The organism is Bradyrhizobium sp. LeoB3 (assembly GCF_055456055.1).
Genome location: NZ_JBVBEF010000059.1, coordinates 17,075 through 34,074, shown reverse-complemented (window position 1 = coordinate 34,074; position 17,000 = coordinate 17,075). Strand labels below are relative to the sequence as shown.

The 17,000-nt window shown below is 61.9% G+C and carries 17 protein-coding genes; 7 read left to right on the top strand and 10 right to left on the bottom strand.

What is annotated here, in order from left to right; all coding sequences use genetic code 11:
* Positions 1–204 precede the first annotated feature (204 nt).
* A complete protein-coding gene (locus tag ACZXDY_RS29870) occupies positions 205–1,026 on the bottom strand; it encodes an aminoglycoside phosphotransferase family protein (RefSeq protein WP_464347979.1) in 822 nt (273 codons plus the stop codon).
* 267 nt (positions 1,027–1,293) lie between these two features.
* On the opposite strand from ACZXDY_RS29870, the gene ACZXDY_RS29865 reads away from it, so the two are divergent.
* Positions 1,294–1,506 (top strand): hypothetical protein, encoded by a 213-nt coding sequence (locus ACZXDY_RS29865; protein WP_130226732.1) that lies wholly within the window; start codon positions 1,294–1,296, stop codon positions 1,504–1,506.
* Between the two features lie 182 nt (positions 1,507–1,688).
* On the opposite strand, the gene ACZXDY_RS29860 is transcribed toward ACZXDY_RS29865, so the two are convergent.
* Both ACZXDY_RS29860 and ACZXDY_RS29855 read right to left on the bottom strand, forming a co-directional pair.
* Positions 1,689–2,648: a LysR family transcriptional regulator gene (locus tag ACZXDY_RS29860; RefSeq protein ID WP_464347978.1), complete on the bottom strand. Its 960-nt coding sequence runs from the start codon at positions 2,646–2,648 to the stop codon at positions 1,689–1,691.
* 18 nt (positions 2,649–2,666) lie between these two features.
* Complete coding sequence (locus tag ACZXDY_RS29855) at positions 2,667–3,155, bottom strand: MarR family winged helix-turn-helix transcriptional regulator (RefSeq protein ID WP_464347977.1); 489 nt, start codon at positions 3,153–3,155, stop codon at positions 2,667–2,669.
* Positions 3,156–3,406: 251 nt separating this feature from the next.
* Here ACZXDY_RS29855 and ACZXDY_RS29850 point away from each other — a divergent pair, with 251 nt between their 5' ends.
* The gene (locus tag ACZXDY_RS29850; protein ID WP_464347976.1) at positions 3,407–4,990 is read left to right on the top strand and encodes a porin; all 1,584 of its coding nucleotides are present in this window, start codon (positions 3,407–3,409) and stop codon (positions 4,988–4,990) included.
* A 369-nt stretch (positions 4,991–5,359) separates the two neighbouring features.
* Positions 5,360–5,950, top strand: coding sequence for a MarR family winged helix-turn-helix transcriptional regulator (locus ACZXDY_RS29845; protein ID WP_464347975.1), 591 nt, complete (start codon positions 5,360–5,362; stop codon positions 5,948–5,950).
* A gap of 62 nt (positions 5,951–6,012) precedes the next feature.
* On the opposite strand, the gene ACZXDY_RS29840 is transcribed toward ACZXDY_RS29845, so the two are convergent.
* Together ACZXDY_RS29840 and ACZXDY_RS29835 are read right to left on the bottom strand one after the other, a co-directional pair.
* Positions 6,013–7,104 carry an amidohydrolase family protein gene (locus ACZXDY_RS29840; protein WP_464347974.1) on the bottom strand — a complete coding sequence of 364 codons (1,092 nt, stop codon included), beginning with the start codon at positions 7,102–7,104 and terminating at the stop codon, positions 6,013–6,015.
* A gap of 107 nt (positions 7,105–7,211) precedes the next feature.
* Positions 7,212–8,087, bottom strand: a complete 876-nt coding sequence (locus ACZXDY_RS29835) for a bifunctional helix-turn-helix transcriptional regulator/GNAT family N-acetyltransferase (RefSeq protein WP_464347973.1) — start codon at positions 8,085–8,087, stop codon at positions 7,212–7,214.
* Positions 8,088–8,275: 188 nt separating this feature from the next.
* On the opposite strand from ACZXDY_RS29835, the gene ACZXDY_RS29830 reads away from it, so the two are divergent.
* Together ACZXDY_RS29830 and ACZXDY_RS29825 are read left to right on the top strand one after the other, a co-directional pair.
* Entirely contained in the window at positions 8,276–8,443 is a 168-nt protein-coding gene (locus ACZXDY_RS29830; protein ID WP_165435279.1) for a hypothetical protein, read from the top strand.
* Between the two features lie 74 nt (positions 8,444–8,517).
* Positions 8,518–8,910, top strand: coding sequence for a c-type cytochrome (locus ACZXDY_RS29825; RefSeq protein ID WP_464347972.1), 393 nt, complete (start codon positions 8,518–8,520; stop codon positions 8,908–8,910).
* 30 nt (positions 8,911–8,940) lie between these two features.
* Here the strand turns inward: ACZXDY_RS29825 and ACZXDY_RS29820 are convergent, their stop codons facing one another.
* From ACZXDY_RS29820 to ACZXDY_RS29810, 3 genes are all read right to left on the bottom strand, one after another.
* The gene (locus ACZXDY_RS29820; RefSeq protein ID WP_464347971.1) at positions 8,941–10,110 is read right to left on the bottom strand and encodes a LysM peptidoglycan-binding domain-containing protein; all 1,170 of its coding nucleotides are present in this window, start codon (positions 10,108–10,110) and stop codon (positions 8,941–8,943) included.
* Positions 10,111–10,254: 144 nt separating this feature from the next.
* Complete coding sequence (locus ACZXDY_RS29815; protein WP_464347970.1) at positions 10,255–10,929, bottom strand: hypothetical protein; 675 nt, start codon at positions 10,927–10,929, stop codon at positions 10,255–10,257.
* Entirely contained in the window at positions 10,926–12,332 is a 1,407-nt protein-coding gene (locus ACZXDY_RS29810; RefSeq protein WP_464347969.1) for a selenium-binding protein SBP56-related protein, read from the bottom strand. The genes ACZXDY_RS29815 and ACZXDY_RS29810 overlap by 4 nt, the downstream gene beginning before the upstream one ends.
* 823 nt (positions 12,333–13,155) lie before the next feature.
* Here ACZXDY_RS29810 and ACZXDY_RS29805 point away from each other — a divergent pair.
* Entirely contained in the window at positions 13,156–14,706 is a 1,551-nt protein-coding gene (locus ACZXDY_RS29805; RefSeq protein ID WP_464347968.1) for a serine hydrolase domain-containing protein, read from the top strand.
* Positions 14,707–14,867: 161 nt separating this feature from the next.
* On the opposite strand, the gene ACZXDY_RS29800 is transcribed toward ACZXDY_RS29805, so the two are convergent.
* Positions 14,868–15,131 (bottom strand): hypothetical protein, encoded by a 264-nt coding sequence (locus tag ACZXDY_RS29800; RefSeq protein ID WP_349642690.1) that lies wholly within the window; start codon positions 15,129–15,131, stop codon positions 14,868–14,870.
* A gap of 211 nt (positions 15,132–15,342) precedes the next feature.
* Between ACZXDY_RS29800 and ACZXDY_RS29795 the strand changes: the two genes are divergently transcribed.
* Positions 15,343–15,858: a DUF992 domain-containing protein gene (locus ACZXDY_RS29795; protein WP_464347967.1), complete on the top strand. Its 516-nt coding sequence runs from the start codon at positions 15,343–15,345 to the stop codon at positions 15,856–15,858.
* A 16-nt stretch (positions 15,859–15,874) separates the two neighbouring features.
* Here the strand turns inward: ACZXDY_RS29795 and ACZXDY_RS29790 are convergent, their stop codons facing one another.
* Complete coding sequence (locus tag ACZXDY_RS29790) at positions 15,875–16,669, bottom strand: DUF899 domain-containing protein (protein WP_464347966.1); 795 nt, start codon at positions 16,667–16,669, stop codon at positions 15,875–15,877.
* Positions 16,670–17,000 lie beyond the last annotated feature (331 nt).

Here is a 17,000-nt window from a genome sequence, read left to right as displayed (position 1 = left end):
GTGGCGGCGCGCTTCCGCCCACGGCGCCTGTTGCAGCGGCCGGGTCTCCAGGCCTGGGCGGCGGTGGACTGCCGACGCCTTGCGCAAACACCTGAAGTGGCGCGAGTGCGAGAGCTGCGGCGATCAGCATGGAGAGCTTACTTTTTGACATTCGCTTCTCCCAATGATGTCCCACGATAACCTTCAGGCCAGGTGCGAAGTTCCTCATCGACCCATCCGATCGATCTCCGCCGCAGCGAGTTGCGCGATATGCAGATCGATCTCCGCCATCGGATCGCCGTCGCCCAAGTACCAGGCTGCAGACAGACCGGTCCAAGCCAGGATCCAGCGAAGCAGGCGAAGCCGGTCGAGCTTTGCGGCTTCTGCGACGATGTCCAGACGCCGTGCAAAGCGGCCCGGCACGGTGGCCACCGGCCGCGTCGGGTCGGCGAGATCGGGATTGGTGAAGATGTTGGCGAAGTCGAAGCCGCGCTCGCCCATAATGTGCTTGGGATCAATCGCGAGCCAGCCGCGCGCGCCAAAGTCCAGCACGTTGTCGTGGTGCAGATCGCCATGCAGGACGACGATGTCGCGCTGATCGCGGAGCAGGGCTTCGGCCGTCTCGGTGCAGCGGGGAAGAATCCCGCCGTAGGTTCGCGCGGCCGGCGCGAGTTCGCGAAACCATTGCGCCAGCGGTATCAGCTTCGGCAAGGCCTTGGTGCGGGGCGCATGAAGGCGGGCGGCTGTCCGGCACAAAATGCGGCAGGCCTCATCGTCCTGCCCCGTTCGGGCCATGTCGCTAAGAGAGGCCGGACCGGTGGCGCGCTCCAGCAGCAGCGCGTGCTCGTCGCGCGCCAGCACGCAGGCTGCGCCGTCTCCATCCCACCATTCCATGACCGCGCCGCCGAGGCGTTCGTCCTCCTCGAACGCCAGCTTGAGCATGGCGGGTTCGCCGTGCCGTAGCACCGGCAGCAGCCGCGCCGCATGGGTGACAATGGGTTCGCCATCAGGGACGAGGCGCCAGTTTGAGAGATATGAATCGAACATCCGATGAGCGTATAGCGGCGTTTATCGTGTTGTTCACGCGGTCGTGTAGAGGTAATTCATCGTTATTTTCGCACGAGCGCGATGCATTCCTTGCGCCGCTTGGCGACGCGCCGATTTCTGCGATTTGCGCACAAGTCTTTCAAGCGCGGCGCGCTTTTTCCGAATCGGTGTTCCGCGATAGCTGTGCTGTCAGATCAGTTGCAGCCATTGCGAGTCAGGCGGGCATGTCCCTCAAACGATTACCAGAACCACGCTGTTGCGTGGGCGATGATTGCTGCCGTGATCCTCACCAAGGCAGTTACGGAGAAACAAGATGAACAGCCTCAAGATATCAGTCGCTTCGGCCATGATGCTTTCGGCTTTGGCGGCGGCGCCGGTGTTCGCGCAGCAAGCGATTCAGGAGCCCGGCCTGCACGCATTCTATCATCCCAACTCGGATGTGCTGAATTCGGGGGCGAGCGCAAACAAGCTCGTGAATGACGCCAGCGCCTACGCGGCAATGGAAGGCGGTCGTGCTTCGCAATGCGCGCCGCGGGTTCGGTCTCAGAAATCCGGATCGCGAGCCGTTGCTGCAGCGGACAATCGGCAGCTTCGCTGCGACTGACGCATCGTCCATCTTGAATGTCGAACGACAGTGCGGGTTCGCTTCGGCGGCCCGCGCTTCACACGCTGAGAACCGGAGCGCTTTGGTCGCTTCCCTGGTTCCGGATCTCGCCCGGGTCCTCGGAAAGCAAAGCGCGAATTTCTCGCAGCTCTTCCAGGATGAAATTCAGCACCACGCGCGTGCGCGGCGCAAGATGTCGGCGTGAGGAGTAGACCAGGCTGAGCGGAATGTTCGGCGACGGGAAGTTGTTCAAGACGCGGATAAGCTGGCCACTGCGCAGATCGTCGAACACGTCGACCAGCGTGAGATAGGCAATCCCGTATCCGCCTCTGGCGGCCAGATGCACAGCGCTGCCGTCATTGGCGAGGAATCCGCCTGACACGCGAAATTGCTGGGTGCCTTCGTTGGTCACGAACGTCCACATATCCGAATTCTGGCTGGTGGCGTGCACAATGCAGGTGTGCTCTGCAAGTTCGGCGGGCAAGGAAGGCTCGCCATACTTTTCGATATAGCTCGGCGCCGCCACGGCGACGCGCGAAATCGTGCCGGCGTGACGAACGACCAGCGATGCATCCGATATTTCGCCGGCGCGCATCGCGAGATCGAGGCGATCTTCGATCATATCGCCGATCCGATCGCTCACCACGAGCTCGACCTTCAGCCCCGGGTGATCTGCGAGCAACTCGGGAAGACGCCGCGCGAGGAAGCGACCTGCGGTCCCCGTCACGCCGACGCGGACCAGGCCTATGGGAGAGGCGCTCTGTCGTCCCACGGCCGTCAGCATGCCCTCGACGCCGTCCAATATCGGTCGGGCGAGAAGGACAAGCATCTGTCCGTCGTCGGTGAGGCTGATCTTTCGCGTGGTGCGATGGAATAAGCGAACGCCGAAGTGTTCTTCGAGCTGCGAAATCTGGCGGGCGACCGCGGCCTGGCTCACATCACGCTCGCGCGCGACGGCGGAAAACGAAAGAACTTCCGCTACGCGTACGAGAATGCCGAGGCTGCCGAGAAGGTCCATCGCCGGTGCGCCTGTTCTCTAAGGCTCTGCCACCTGCAGACGTGCTTTCTCCAGCCTTTCCTTGAGAGAGAATAGTTTTCCACTGAGCTCATCGAGTTCGCCGGGCGCGAACTCCGCGAAGATAAATTCAATCAATGAATCTCGTCGCGGTGCCAATCCTTCCAGATGCTCCAACGCTCGATGCGTTAGCGACAGGTTGACGATTCGTCCGTCTCGTCGCGATGTCTTTCTCTGGATTAAGCCCTCTTTCTCAAGGATTTTTGACTGCGTTGTGACAAACGACGCTTCGACGTTCAAAATTTTCGAGACGTTGCCGACCGACAACCCGTTGTCGTCGGCGGTATCGGCGAGGATCAGCATGATCTTCCATTGCGGACCGGTGATTCCGAGCGTTTTCGCCCAGGACTGATAGAGTTCATCAAGGGATGCGTGGAGCGACGCTATTTCCCGACCAAACTGTCGAATAGAGTCTCGCTTCCTCATTGCGAATACATCTGCTCCGTTCATTGGTCATGTCACCGAGTGTAGCTTGGCTGCAACAAGATCGATTTTGTTGTCATTTGATAATGGTGTTATCTAGATCATGACAAATAAGTTCGTTACTTATGCTCGGGCAAGGGGGCTGGTTGGCTGGGCGCGATAAATTTTCCGTCAGCTTGAGACACTTGTAATTGGGCATTACGCGAGAGCGATGGGTCTCAGGCCGCTCGTTCCGCTTCGACTGACACCAGTCCGTCAGATCAGGAGGTTGCAATAAAATGACTGTCGTTAGGACATTCGTACTTGGTGGGGCCGCAAGCCTCATCACTCTGGCGGGCGCGCAGGCGGCCGATCTTCCGGTGAAGGCGAAGGCCGTCGAATATGTGAAGGTCTGCTCGCTGTACGGCGCCGGCTTCTGGTACATCCCGGGCACCGACACCTGCATGAAGATCGGTGGCTATCTGCGCGTGGACGCGACCTTCAACGGCGGCATCCATGGCACCCCGGCGTGGAACGGCGATATCGGTCAGGGGAACCGTTACCGCGATTACTTCGCCGCTCGTTCCCGTATGGCGCTGACGATCGATACCCGCACCGCCACCGAATATGGCGTGGTTCGCACCTTCGGTCAGGCCGACTTCCAGTTCTCGACGCTCGGCGGCAGCACCTACAACCCGAACTCGATCAATACCGGCCTGCCGGTTGCCGGCTCGCAGCTGCTCGACACTCCCGGCGGCGGCTATGTCGCGGTTGAGTATGTTTTCATTCAGTTCGCCGGCTTCACCTTCGGTAAGTCTGCCTCCGCCTACGCTACTCCGTGGCAGGGCTTCCCGGGCAACATCAACTCCAACCTGCTCGGCGGCCAGAACACCGACACCGGTGTGAACAACATCCAGTACACCGCGCAGTTCGGCAACGGCGTGTCGGCCAGCATCGGCTTGGACGATCCGACGGTCTGGGATCGTACCGCGGTCTACAACCTGTCGCTGCCGCTGAACGCGACCTTCAACACGGGCAACGCCTATGCGGGCGTTCACGCGCCTGACGTGGTCGGCAACATCCGCATCGACCAGGCTTGGGGTCTGTTCCAGATTTCGGCCGCGGCGCATGAAGTGAGCGGCTCCTACAACACGCTCAACGCGGCTGGCGCTCCCGCGGGCGGCGTCGGTCTGCCGGGTGCGGCACCGACCGCGGCGTCCGAACTTTCCGGTCACCCTGATACCAAGTGGGGTGGTGCGGCGATGATCGGCGTGAACATCAAGAACATCCCGACCGGCCCCGGCGACGACATCAAGTTCGACGTCAGCTACGCCAAGGGCGCGACCAAGTATGTGATCTCCAGCTCGTCGGCCTCGCCGAGCTTCGCGATGTTCGGCAGCAGCGGCGCGTTCGGCGCCTATCAGAGCATCGGCTTCGGCGCCACCACCGACGGCGTCTACCTGCCGGTCGCGGCTGGTGGCGATGGATCGCTGCATCTGACGGAAGCTTTCGGTATCCGCGGTGCCTTCAACCACAACTGGGATCCCTACTGGTCGACCAGCTTCTTCGGCAGCTATTCGGCGGTCCGGTATGATGGTGCGGCGAAGGCGTTCATGTGCCTGAACTACATCACGCCGGCCAAGGCGGTCAGCGCGGACTTCGTCTGCAACCCGAACTTCAACGTGTCGCAGCTCGGTGCGGTCACTCGCTGGACCCCGGTCAAGAACCTGACCTTCTCGGCTGAATTCCAGTGGTTCCACCTCGACCAGAGCTTCCAAGGCACCGCCGTCCTGGGCCCGTCGGCACCCAAGCCGGCCGCTCGCTACGAGTTCAAGGACCAGGATACCTTCCTGCTCCAGCTCCGCGCGCAGCGTAACTTCTGAGGACAAAGAGCCGCAGCGCGCCTGCGGCTCCAGATCATGATCCGATTAGACCAATCGGATCATGATCCCCTCTATCTGTTTGAGCATGATCTCCGCGCAAACGCCTCGCGTTTGTCGCGAGGGAGACCGGTTTCCACTTTTCCGGATCATGCTCTAGCCAACGTCAACAGAGACCTGCCGCAAACAGATCTTCGTGTTGACCTCCAGGGACCTCCGGCGATGCCCCGCCGGAGGTCTTTCCTTTGAGATGACATATTATTCACGTGACATGGTGTCCGCGCGACATATTGTTGTTGCGCGTGTTCCGCTTTTGCTCATATTTTATGCAGAACCGGCCGGTGAATTTCGATTTTCGCTCTGGCGTTTCCTATGGCGGCCGATGCAGCATCCCGCGCCCTGTCGGCGCTCCAGGGTCGCTTCCAGGAGGAGCAGTCGGGGGCGCCGTCGGTCATGCCCATCCTGTCCCGCGAGCATATTGAACCAGCAGAAATGTCTTACCTTGACGATTCCCTTGGCTATGCCCTCCATCGGGCACAATTGGCGGTGTTTGAGGGAATTCTTCAGTGTTTCGCTGAGTCCGACGTAACGGCTGCGGAATTCCTGGTGCTTGTGGTGGTGGCGGAGAACCCCGGCATCAACCAGGCTGATCTCGCCAAGAGCCTTGAAGTGGAGCGCCCGAGGATCGTTCCGACCCTCAACAGCCTGGAACAGCGCGGGCTAGCCAAGCGGACCCAAGTCGCCCAAGATGCCCGCGTCAGACAGATCCATCTCACCAAGAGCGGCCATCAGCTCGTGAAGGTGCTGCAACGGCGCGCCCGGGACCATCAGAAAAGGATCATGGCGCGGCTCGATGAAACCGAGGCAAAGGTGATTCTCTCCTGCCTCTGGAAACTTGCAGGGCGGGATTGTCCGGACGAAGAGCGCGTCCGTCGGAACGGAGCGCAAGTCCGCAGCGTCTGAGCCTTCGCCGCGAACGTGCTGTCGTCACCGCTGTCGTTTCTCGTTTTCGCCGCGGCTGACGATCACGCCTGGACGTTGATCAGCTTCGCCGCCGTCAGGCCGAGGATGTCGGCCTTCTCCTCATCGCTCAATGACGTGCATGCGAAGATGTGGTCGACCGGCTGCAACTGCCATGGATAGGGATAGTCGCTGCCCAGCACGAGCTGCGACGCGCCGACCTGCGCGGCCAGATGCCGGATGGCCTCCGGCGTGAACACCAGCGAATCGAAATAGATCTGCTTGAGATATTCGGTCGGCCGCTTCTTCAGCTTGATGTCGGGATTGCAATTGGCCGGGCTGACCAGGCAGGCGTGATCCGCACGATCCGCATAGGAAGGCAGATAGCCGCCGCCATGCGCGGCGATGATCTTCAGGCCGGGGAAGCGGTCGAACGTGCCTTCGAAGATCAGGTGCGCCAACGCGATGCTGGTCTCGGTCGGGTAGGCAACGAGGTTGGAGAGCCAGCCGTTGCCGGCAAGATGCTTGTTCAATTCCGCGATGCCCTGCGGATGGATGAACAGGGGGACGCCAAGCTCCTCGGCCTTGGCCCAGACCGGGTGAAATTTCGGATCGGAAAACGGCAAGTCCTCGACCATGCCGCCGATGGCTGCGCCTTTCAGCCCCTGTTTCCTGACGGCGGTGTCCAGCTCCTTCACGGCGAGATCGGGCGCCTGCAGCGTCAGCGACGCGAAGGCGGCAAAACGATCCGGTTTGGATGCACAGAGCTCGGCGAGCTTTTCGTTCTGGATCTGCACGATTTTGCCGGCGAGCTCACGATCGCGGCTATACCAGAACGGATTGATCGACAGCACTTCCATGTCGACCGCCTGCGCGTCCATCGCCGCCAGCCGCTGATCGAGATTGACGAAAGCTTCCTCGGCGCCGCGCACCGGGGGGACCTGGATCTTGCTGGCATCGTTGCCCAGCAGTGCGCCGGCTTCTCGGATCTGGCAATGCGCGTGAACGTCGATGGTCTTCACACGTTTGCCGTTGACGCTGACCGGCAGCGTCTGGCGCGCCGGCTGCTGCGCGTGCGCGCTGCGCAACAGGCCGCAACTGCAGAACATGATGCTGGCGGCAGCGCCGCCCTTCAGGAAGTTTCGACGGGTGGTCACGCGGGTTCCTCCCAGTTCTATTTTTGAAGTGTGCAAGGTAAGGTAGAAAACGCGGCCTCAACAAGGCAGCCGGTGCGCGCCGCACAAAATGCAACCGCGGCAACTTTTCAGAGGCGCTTCTCGAAGAACGTGTCCGGATACGGATCGTCGTTGAAGCGCGCGATCTCGTTCCAGCCGCTGTTGCGGTAAAGCTGCTGCGCCTCCGGCAGCGCGCTGTTGGTATCGAGACGCAGGACCTTGATGGACAATTCGCGCGCGATGTCCTCGGCGGCCTCCATGAGACGATGTGCGAGCCCAAGGCCACGCGCTGATGGCGCGACCCACAGCCGTTTGATTTCCGCGATCTCGCTGCCACCGCCCTTCAGTCCGACGCAGCCGATCGGCAGGCCGTCCGACATCGCGACGAGGAACGCGCCGCGCGGGCGGATCATGTCCACGGCTTCCGGATCGCGGGACAGCGAGACGTCGAAGCCGTTCTCGAAGCGGCGCGCCAGCTCGGCATAATATTCACCGAGGCAGTATCTGGCGTCCTCGCGCCTCGGGTCGATTTCCTCAAGCACGATGTGGCCGCGCCCGAGCGCGGAAGCGACCAGGTCCATCGCACGCAGAAGTTCTTCCTGCCGCGAGTGGCGGGCCAGGAAGTCTTTGGCCTGGGCGTTGGAGAGCGCTTCATAAGCGCGGAATTCGGAACGGCCGGCCTTGGTCAACCTCGCGACGCGGCGGCGTGCATCCTCGGGATGTGGCACGGTCTCGATCAGGCCTTCGTCTTCCAGGCCGCGCAGCAGGCGGCTCATCAGGCCGGAATCGAGCCCGAGATAGTCGCGGATCGCCGCGACATCGGATTGCCCATGCCCAATCGCGTTGAGCACGCGCGCGCTGCCGAGCGGGCGTCCGCGCCCGAGAAAGGAGGTGTCGAGGGCGCCCACCTCGGAGGTGACGGCGCGGTTGAAGCGGCGGACGCGCGCAACAGGGTCTAGCGGCATGATATCTGACTTTAGTCAGATAAATTGTTCTGTCAATCGAGGGCGGGGCGAAGTTGGGACGAAGCCCTGCGCGCTTCACCATGCCACTCGCCGGACAGGCCACCAGCGGCACCTATCGCGCCCGTTAACCCAACCTCTTAACAATCCGTAAACACCTGCAAGCGCAGCCTCCGCACCGGAGGTGCAGCATGCTCATCTACCCCGTACCTGTCGAAGTGACGAAGGCGAGGGTTCAGCTTCTCGCCCATCAGATGGAAAAGGCCCCGCCTCGTGTCATCAACGAAGCCGTCCTTGACGTCTTCGCGGCCAAGAACAAGGTCGAGCGCGACGCGGTTGCCGTCGATATCAAGGCGTAGCACGCACTGACGTCTTCTCGTATCCTCGCCGCGCGCTGCCTTTGGCGCCGTTGTCTTACCGTGAGGTCACGCGAATGAAGCGGCAGTTGATCATGGCCCTCGGCGGGACGACGTTGCTGCTCGCGTCATTCGCTTCCGGGCAACCGATGGCGCAAGACGCGGGCGCATCGGGACAGCAACTGTTCAACAATTCCTGCCGCACCTGCCACACCACGAAAGAGGGTGACAATCGCTTCGGTCCTCACCTGCACAACATCATCGGCCGCAAGGCCGGCTCGCTGCCGAATTATCGCTACTCCGAGGCGATGCAATCTGCCGATTTCGTGTGGGACGAAGACAAGCTCGGACGCTTCATCGAAAATCCGGATGCACTGGTTCCGGGCAACGGCATGACACCCTATACCGGAGTCCGTTCTGCCGAGGACAAGGCGAAGATCATCGCTTTCCTCAAATCGTCCGGCCCATGAGTCCGCAGCTCCCGTCGCGCGGGCGGGCCTTCAGTGCGTCGGCACGACGAAGATCTGGCCGGGATAGATGCGGTTGGGATTGCGGATCTGTTCCTTGTTCGCCCGGTAGATGACGGCATAGCGTTGCCCCGCACCGAACGCGCGCTGGCTGATGCGCCAGAGGCTGTCACCGCGGGAGACGGTGGCGGTCGTGATCTTCGGCACCACCACGGCGGAGGGCGAGCTCTTGTCGGACGGAGCGCTCGTCTGGGCAGCGGCCAGCTTGGTCGGGGCAGCTTCCGAGGGCTTGGCCTGCGCCGGCAAGGAGGCAGTCGTCAATGTGCTCGGAACGTTGAACGGCACCTCGGCACGCGCGCGGACGGCGCCCGAAGCAGCCTCCACCTCGTCCAGCCTGATCCGGTAATTGCCCGCCGCCACGCCGGCGTTGATCGCGACGGAGAGGCGACCGTTGTCGTCCGACGTCACGGCGGCGACAAAGCTGTCGTTGAGATAGAGCCTCACCGCGGCGCCGGGATGCGCACGACCGCTGACACGGAGCTTTCCGCCCGGCTCGGTCTCGACCGCTTCCACGACGATCACGCGCTCCGCCCCCGGCGTCGGGGCGGGATCCTGCGAGAGCACCTTCACAGGTTTATCCGGCGCTATCAGCGCTACGATCGGCTGTTCCTTCCCGGCAGGCTCGAGCGCCACCGCGACGCTCTGCTTGGACGCGGTCTCCTTGCCGTCCGGCTGCTTGACGCGCAGCGTCAGATCGTAATTCCCCGGCGGCAGCGGACGCGGGATCATGGCGAATTGTCCCGATTGATCGGCGACGATGCGATCGTGCAGTTCGCCGTTGCGGAGCAGCTCCACCGTCGCACCCGGCGTCGCCCGGCCCGCGATCACGGCTTCGCCTGTTGGCTCGATGCGGACAACGTCGAACTCCGGCGTGCCGTCGCTGCTACCCGGCGCGGGAGGCAGGCCGGTAAGCGCTGTTGCGAGGTTGGCTGCCTCGGATTGCAGGGCCGATAGAGCCGATGGTGCCTGATCGCGCTTGTCCGATGCCGAATCCTGCGCTGCAGGCGCAGACGTCGTGGCGGAACTGGTTGAGACCGATGGCGTTTGCCGCGCGGGAGGAATGAGGAAGAACAGCGCGACGACGCCGGCGATGGCAAATGCCAGCATCGGCACGACCATTCGGCTTATCGACGTGGCGCTCATGATGTTCATCCGTTTGGCCGAATCGCTTAATGGCGCGAGGCGCAGCATGTCGGGAACACTGCTCCCATCTGTTCAGTCCATCAAGTAGCCTTCAAATCGCTTGGTAGATTGGTCAGCCGGACTGACCTAATCCTCCAGCGTTCCTCAGTGCCAATCCGCCAAATTGATCGCGAGCGCGATGGCGCCGACCAGGACCAGGCTCACGGCCCAGACCGTCTCCAGATTGAACCAGCTTCTCGCCACGTACCTCACGCCGAGATAACGATACACCAGCCACGCCAGGCATCCGCCGGCGGTGATCATGGCTGCGGTGTGGACCAGGGCAACCAGCAGCGCCATCGCGAGGTTCTGGTTGACGACGCCTGCCGCCGCCTCGTGGCCGTCATGGATGCCGGAAGGCAGGCAGAGCCCGAGATAGAGCGGCAGGATCATCAGCCCGGCGCCATGGGCGATCGCGACCGCGAACGACCACAGGCCAAGTTGTGTCGGCGGTATCCGTGCCAGTGCGCGCGGATGGCGAGGCCTGAGCAGTCGCGTGACGCCAAAGGCGATGACCAACAGGCTGGCGCCGGCCTGGATCGGGCGCTGCCACTCGACCAGCGCGATCAGGAGCGCGAACGGCAACAGCACCAGCAGCATTGCCAAGAGGTGACCGACCGACAGCGGCAAGAGCGCACTGACGAGTGCACGAGGGGATTTCTCCATCAGGCCCGCGGCGACCGCGAGCGGCCAGCCCATGCCGGGATTGATCCCGTGATAGAGGCCGCTCGCGACGATGCCAAGCCAGAGCCAGAGGATGGGCGTATCTGCTTCGTTCAATTCCAGACCGATGGATAGCAGAAGGAGTCCGTCGAGCAGTCGCCGCCTTCGAGGCGGATCTGATGCGCGCGGTAGCCATCGGGGAAGCTCACGAAGTAGTCGCGGGCGAGCTCCAGCCCGCCTTGCGGCCCGACATTGGCCATCACCTTGGCGCCCGGCACGCCGTCGGGATAGAACTGGTCGTCCCAGCTCGAGTAGAGCGAGTTGGTCCAGTACACACGCTTGCCGTCGCGGCTGATCTCGACCATCTGCGGACCGCCGGCGAAGGCTTTTCCATTGGGGTGAGGTGTGCGGCGCGCGATGCCGCCGATATGCACGGAGCCGGCAAGTTTCGGCTTCCTGGGATCGCCGACGTCGTATTGGCGCATTTCGCCGGTGCCCCAGCAGGCGACGTAGAGGAAACGATCGTCCATCGACAGATCGATATCGGTCACCAGCGGCGGCACCGCGCCAAAGCCCTGCAACAGCGGCGGCAATTTTTCCTTCGGTGCGGGCTCGGCCGGAATTGTTGCGGTCTTCTCGATATGGAACTTGCCGCCCTCGCGCCACCAGGTCCAGATCGAGCCTTCGAGGTTGGTGGTGTCGACCACGACGCCGGCGAAGCCATACTCCCTGACGGGATCATGCGCGGGGCGTACCTCGAGCGCCATCTGGTGGTTGGCGCCGAGATCGATGGTCTGCACGTTGCGGCGGGCCCGAAGGTCCCAGAAATGCAGCCTGTGGCCGTATTTGTTCGACAGCAGATCTTCCGGCACGATGCCGTTCTCGAATTGCGGCGGCAGCCCCCATTCGCTGCTCACCATGTAGTCGCGCGGCAGATTCCACCAGAAGTCATAATGCAGCATCTGCGGGCCGCGATCGATCTCCCAGCGTCCGAGCACGTCGAAGGTTTCACAGTCCATGATGAAGATGCCGGGAGGCCCCTTGGTGCCGTCCTTGCCGCCACCGCCGAGCGTCGAGACATAAATGCCGTCCGGCCCGCAATGGATCGTGTGCGGCCGCGAGTAGCCGGTCTTGTCGAACACTTCCTCGGGCTCGATGATCTTGTGAATCTTTGCCTCGAGCGGCGATGGCTTTGTGTCGATCACATAGATGCGCGAAGATCGCAGTCCCGGGATGATGAGATAGCGGCGTTCGATAAAGGCATGTCCCGTGAGCGGCGACAGCGCGGAGGAACAGGCGTTCCAGCCGAAATGATGGAATTCATCGCCCTTGTTCGGCATCGTCACGGTATGAACGATCTGGCTGTAGGTCTTTGAGCCCGGCTTGACGTCGATCACCGCGAGCGCGTCGGGCTTGGAGAAATCGGGGCTGAGCAACAGCGTGTAGGCAAAATTCTCCGGCGGCGCTTCCATGGCAAGCTTCGGCGACGCATGGAACGTGGGGTCCGGTCTCATCGTCATGACTTCCTCCGTTATATCGGCTTGGGCCAACGGCTCGGACGGTCGGAGCGAGGAAACGGCTTGTTCTGGACTTGCGATCGGGGCTCCGCGGGCGAGGGTTGGCAGCGCCAGCTTACGGCATCGCGCGCCTGCGCGGAATATGCTTGTGGGCGGACAGCGGTGCGGCGATTGGGCCCTGCCGCGGAGTTGTGCGACATCCGCGGCGCGTCGCACTGCGCTCGGGGCCACGCCGAATGGGCAAGTATCTCTGTGATTCCGGTATTCTTCCGTCAACCAAGCTTATTCAGCTTTCGGCTAGGAATCCCTGCCAACCTCTCGTCATTGCAAGTGGTCGCCGACTGAAGCGTGATGACTTTTCCTCGAATTGTGATCCCGCTTTAGCTTCTTAGTTTAAGCATGATTTTTTCGGGGAGGCGGTAGTCACGCTTCCGGATCATGCTTTAGCGACAGCGAATTCCGGAATGATTTGAAACCCGGACCGGCCCGGTTGGCGGTCTCTTCCACAAAGGAGGCCCCTATGCTCAAGGGCTTCGCAATTGCGGTCTTGCTGCTGCTTGGTGCATCGCAGTTCGATCAATACTGCTACGCAGGCCGTTACACGGATGCTGCGCTGTCAATGCTGAGGCAGATCAGGCACTCGTTTCGGATCTGACGCCCGGCGCTGTCTGCACCGGATCATCGTTCGGGGCGTATACTCGCAAGCCTGGGACGCGCAAGCTGCCTATGGCCAAGCCTGCGTTCATTCGGGCTCGATCTCGCGCAGATTTCAATCTATGATTGATAAGAGCAGAGTTCGGCGAGAGGCGTGAACCGGGAGGGTCGAATGCGTTTCAAGATGCTGACGCTTGTCGCGTTGGTCGCGAGCTTTCAGTTTTATGGCGCATCCAACCGGCTTGATGCCGCAACTGACGGTGAAGGTCCTCAGGAAGTCCTCTGGCCGACAAAATCCTGGCAGACGTCGAGCCCCGAAGAACAGGGGATGGACTCGGCTAGTCTTGTCCGGCTGATAGAGAATGTCGGCACTTATCAGCAAGACAGCCTGACGATCATCCGCCACGGAAAGATCGTCGCTGACGTCTACTATGCGCCGTACATCGCCGGTATCAGCCACGATTTGAGATCGGTGACCAAGAGCGTCGTCGGCACGCTGACCGCCATCGAGCTGCAAAAGGGCGAGCTTGATAGCGTTGATCACCCTGTCATCGATCTGTTTTCAGACAAGCAAATCCAAGACGTCGATGACCGGAAGAAGGCGATGACGGTGCAAAACCTTCTCGACATGAGGTCAGGCATCGAATGGGTGGAGAAGGCATATCGCCCCGGCGAGACCATCATGAAGATGTACGAGAGCCCCGATCGGACGGCCTTCGTGCTGAACCAGCCGATGGCTGGCGCGCCCGGTGCCACATTCAATTACAATGGCGGCAACCCTTATCTGCTGTCCGCGCTCGTCAACAGGAGGTCCGGGCAGAGCGCCTTCGATTTTGCAAAGAAGGAGCTGTTCGAACCGCTTGGCATCCACAGCGCCCGATGGGGAAATGTGGATGCGCAGGGTGTGTCGGACGGCGAAGCGGGCCTGTATCTCTCGCCGCACGACATGGCCAGGATCGGCTACCTATATCTTCACAACGGGCAGTGGGAGGGAAAACAGCTTATCCCGTCGTCATGGGTCGAGAGGGCGAAGTCCGGGCCGGTCGCCGCGACGTTTGGATTCCACTATGGGAACCTGTGGTGGTCTTATCCCGAAAAGGGCGCCTACATGGCGCGCGGCCGGCATTCGCAATTGATCCTGATCATACCGAGGCTGGATGTTATCGTCGTTATGACGGGGGCCCTGCGGGACACCGAGTTCTATTCGGCCTCCGGGCTGATCGACGACATCTCGGGCGCGGTCAAATCCGACAAGCCGCTGCCCGAGGATCCCATCGCCAAGGCGTTATTGACCGAAGCGATACGCCGAGCCGCGACGGAAAAGCCGTGCGCCATCGGCGGCACGCCGGAGCTGGCCAAGGTGGTTTCGGGAAAGGTCTATCATTTCTTCGACAACAGGCTGCGGTTGAAAAGTTTCACGCTGAATTTTTACGACACGGATTCGTCCTGGGTGATCACGACCTATACCGACAAGTCAGATGGCCGGTTCACAGGATTGGTCGGACTGGACGGAACCTATCGCAAGAGCCCTCCGGCGCAGTATGGGATCAACGCCGCAAGAGGGCGCTGGACCAGCGACCATACGTTCGTGATGGAGCGCCGGATCCTGGGGCATGGCGAAATCCAGACCTGGGCGCTGACCTTCGACGGCGACAAAGTGAAGGTGAATTTCGAAAACACCGACGGCTTCAAGGCGGAGCTGCAAGGCGAGAGCACCGAGTGAATGCAGCCCGCTATGACGGCGGAGTCTGGTCCTGCAACACATCGCGCGTGAGCCGCGCGATGTGTCGATCGAATATCGGAAGCGGCTATTCGCGTCGGTTGGTCGACGAGACGGTCATGACTATCTCGCCGACCAAGGAAGCCAATTCAGTCCGTTCAGCGTCACGACAGCGACTGCCCGACGCCGGTCCGGCGGCGAAGCCTGGATACTTCGACCGGAGCGATTTCTCCATCGAGCCAGTCCTGCTCGCGCGCCAGAGCCCTCCAGGAATCTTCCAAGCGCTTGAAATAAGTTTTCGTCTGCTTGTCAGTCGTCCGCTTTGCAAGCTTTGAACAGATCACCGCGTTATCCAAGAGATGCTGCGATTGCTTCATGGAAAGCCCTCCGTTTCGAAAGAAACGTAAGCAATCGACAAGGCCATTCAACGAAACTCCCGTGACGATTTGGTCACGCTCATGAACACCTGTTCATCATGAGCGTGCAGTCGCGGGCAGCGAATGAAGTCAATTCGCGGCTGCAAATGTCTTGCGCAGCGATTTCCGAACGCGCTTACACCTCGACGTTGCGAGGAGCGGGAACATCACGACATTGTCCGCGTTGAGGGTGCCGTTGGAATGCTTCAATGAAGGGCGACCCATGAACAAAGCAAAGCTGAACGGAATCGCAACCGCAGGTGTCCTGGCGCTCGCGCTCGGCATCGCTCCGGCTAATGCTCAAGAGGCCGGGCGAACGAAGGTCGGCACGCTCACTTGCAGCATATCGCCAGGGGTCGGGATGATCGTCGGGGGACAGCGGCAGCTGAGCTGCATCCTTACGTCGGCGAGAGGCAGAGCACGCGAGCCTTATGATGGCACCGTCAGCACGCTCGGGCTCGACATCGGCGCCACATCCGGCGGCCAACTGACATGGGCGGTTTTTGCGCCGACGACACTGCGCCGCGGCGCGTTGGCGGGAACCTATGTGGGGGCGACCGCCGGCGGCACGGTCGGCGCCGGCGTGGGCGCCAACGTCCTGGTCGGAGGCTCGGACCGCACGGTCACCTTGCAGCCGCTGTCCGTGCAGGCGCAGACGGGCCTGAATATCGCGGCGGGCGTATCCAACATGGAGCTACGGCCGACCGCTGCGCCGCCTGCACGTCGCAGGGCTCAGTGACTGGAACGAGCCCGGCTCATTGCTGCGTGCCGGCGTCCTTGTTCCGGAATGCTTTCTCTCCGGCATCGGACACTTCGACCCACGTCTTGTCGGGCGCGGCGTCGGCGACGTAGTTGTCGTGCCAGTTCCACCACTTGTAGGTCGGGGTCTGGGGATAGCCTTCGGGCGAGTCCTCCCAGACCTCCTGCCGGCCCAGCGGCGTGATGTCGAGATAGTTCCAGGTGCCCCCCATCTGCTCGTCGCCGCGGTTGTTGATGAAGTAGGTGCGGAACACGCGGTCACTGTTGCGGTAGAACACGTTGGTGCCGTGCCACTCGTTGACGCCGAAGTCGGCGTCGAAGCCATCAGTGATGGTGAACCATGGCATCTGCCAGCCCATCCGCGCCTTCAGCCGCGCGATGTCCGCCTGCGGCGCGCGTGAGACGAAGACGAGGGTGGTGTCACGGGCGTTCAGATGGGCGAGGTGGGCGACCTGATCGGCCACCATGGAGCAGCCGCGGCAGGCGTGATCAGGCCAGCCAAACACGCCCGGCTCGAAGAAGGCGCGATAGACGATGAGCTGACGCCGGCCGTCGAACAGGTCGAGCAGGCTGGCCTTGCCCGCAGGCCCCTCGAACGTATACGACTTCTCCACCGCCATCCACGGCATGCGCCGGCGTTCGGCGGCGAGCGCGTCACGGGCGCGGGTCTGCGCCTTCTCCTTCACGAGCAACTGCTGGCGGGCCGCTTCCCACTCCCGCGGCGATACGACCGGTGGTGTGTGCATGGCGCGCTGGCCGCCTTTCCGTCCGTTCTCTGTCGATGTGTTCATGGCTCCGGAAACCTCCTGATTTGGACGAATTCGCGGCCTCGTGGCGTGAGGCGCGATTCCATTCGCCGCAAGTTGGCAGCGGAAATCGGACGGTGAGAGTAACAAGTGTGGCGCTATTCGGTTCGAGTCGCTGATTGCAGCCGCTATGCGCGAGGCAGACATTCCCCGTCGATCCGATTGTCGCTTGAGGCCCAGAAGCAGAAGTGTCACTGACGCATTATTGGTGCGCTGCCATAAGGTGTTGGGAGCGGCCTCACCAGCCCCCCTTGCTTGATGTGCCGTATGGCTTGATGCAGACTCTGCTATCTCAAGACTTGTCTATTTGAGGCAA

What these genes read in the sequence shown, in the direction of transcription:
- ACZXDY_RS29870 (WP_464347979.1), bottom strand. Translation starts at nt 1,026, where the DNA reads ATGTTCGATTCATATCTCTCAAACTGGCGCCTCGTCCCTGATGGCGAA.
- ACZXDY_RS29865 (WP_130226732.1), top strand. Translation starts at nt 1,294, where the DNA reads ATGATTGCTGCCGTGATCCTCACCAAGGCAGTTACGGAGAAACAAGAT.
- ACZXDY_RS29860 (WP_464347978.1), bottom strand. Translation starts at nt 2,648, where the DNA reads ATGGACCTTCTCGGCAGCCTCGGCATTCTCGTACGCGTAGCGGAAGTT.
- ACZXDY_RS29855 (WP_464347977.1), bottom strand. Translation starts at nt 3,155, where the DNA reads ATGAACGGAGCAGATGTATTCGCAATGAGGAAGCGAGACTCTATTCGA.
- ACZXDY_RS29850 (WP_464347976.1), top strand. Translation starts at nt 3,407, where the DNA reads ATGACTGTCGTTAGGACATTCGTACTTGGTGGGGCCGCAAGCCTCATC.
- ACZXDY_RS29845 (WP_464347975.1), top strand. Translation starts at nt 5,360, where the DNA reads ATGGCGGCCGATGCAGCATCCCGCGCCCTGTCGGCGCTCCAGGGTCGC.
- ACZXDY_RS29835 (WP_464347973.1), bottom strand. Translation starts at nt 8,087, where the DNA reads ATGCCGCTAGACCCTGTTGCGCGCGTCCGCCGCTTCAACCGCGCCGTC.
- ACZXDY_RS29830 (WP_165435279.1), top strand. Translation starts at nt 8,276, where the DNA reads ATGCTCATCTACCCCGTACCTGTCGAAGTGACGAAGGCGAGGGTTCAG.
- ACZXDY_RS29825 (WP_464347972.1), top strand. Translation starts at nt 8,518, where the DNA reads ATGAAGCGGCAGTTGATCATGGCCCTCGGCGGGACGACGTTGCTGCTC.
- ACZXDY_RS29820 (WP_464347971.1), bottom strand. Translation starts at nt 10,110, where the DNA reads ATGAGCGCCACGTCGATAAGCCGAATGGTCGTGCCGATGCTGGCATTT.
- ACZXDY_RS29810 (WP_464347969.1), bottom strand. Translation starts at nt 12,332, where the DNA reads ATGACGATGAGACCGGACCCCACGTTCCATGCGTCGCCGAAGCTTGCC.
- ACZXDY_RS29805 (WP_464347968.1), top strand. Translation starts at nt 13,156, where the DNA reads ATGCGTTTCAAGATGCTGACGCTTGTCGCGTTGGTCGCGAGCTTTCAG.
- ACZXDY_RS29795 (WP_464347967.1), top strand. Translation starts at nt 15,343, where the DNA reads ATGAACAAAGCAAAGCTGAACGGAATCGCAACCGCAGGTGTCCTGGCG.
- ACZXDY_RS29790 (WP_464347966.1), bottom strand. Translation starts at nt 16,669, where the DNA reads ATGAACACATCGACAGAGAACGGACGGAAAGGCGGCCAGCGCGCCATG.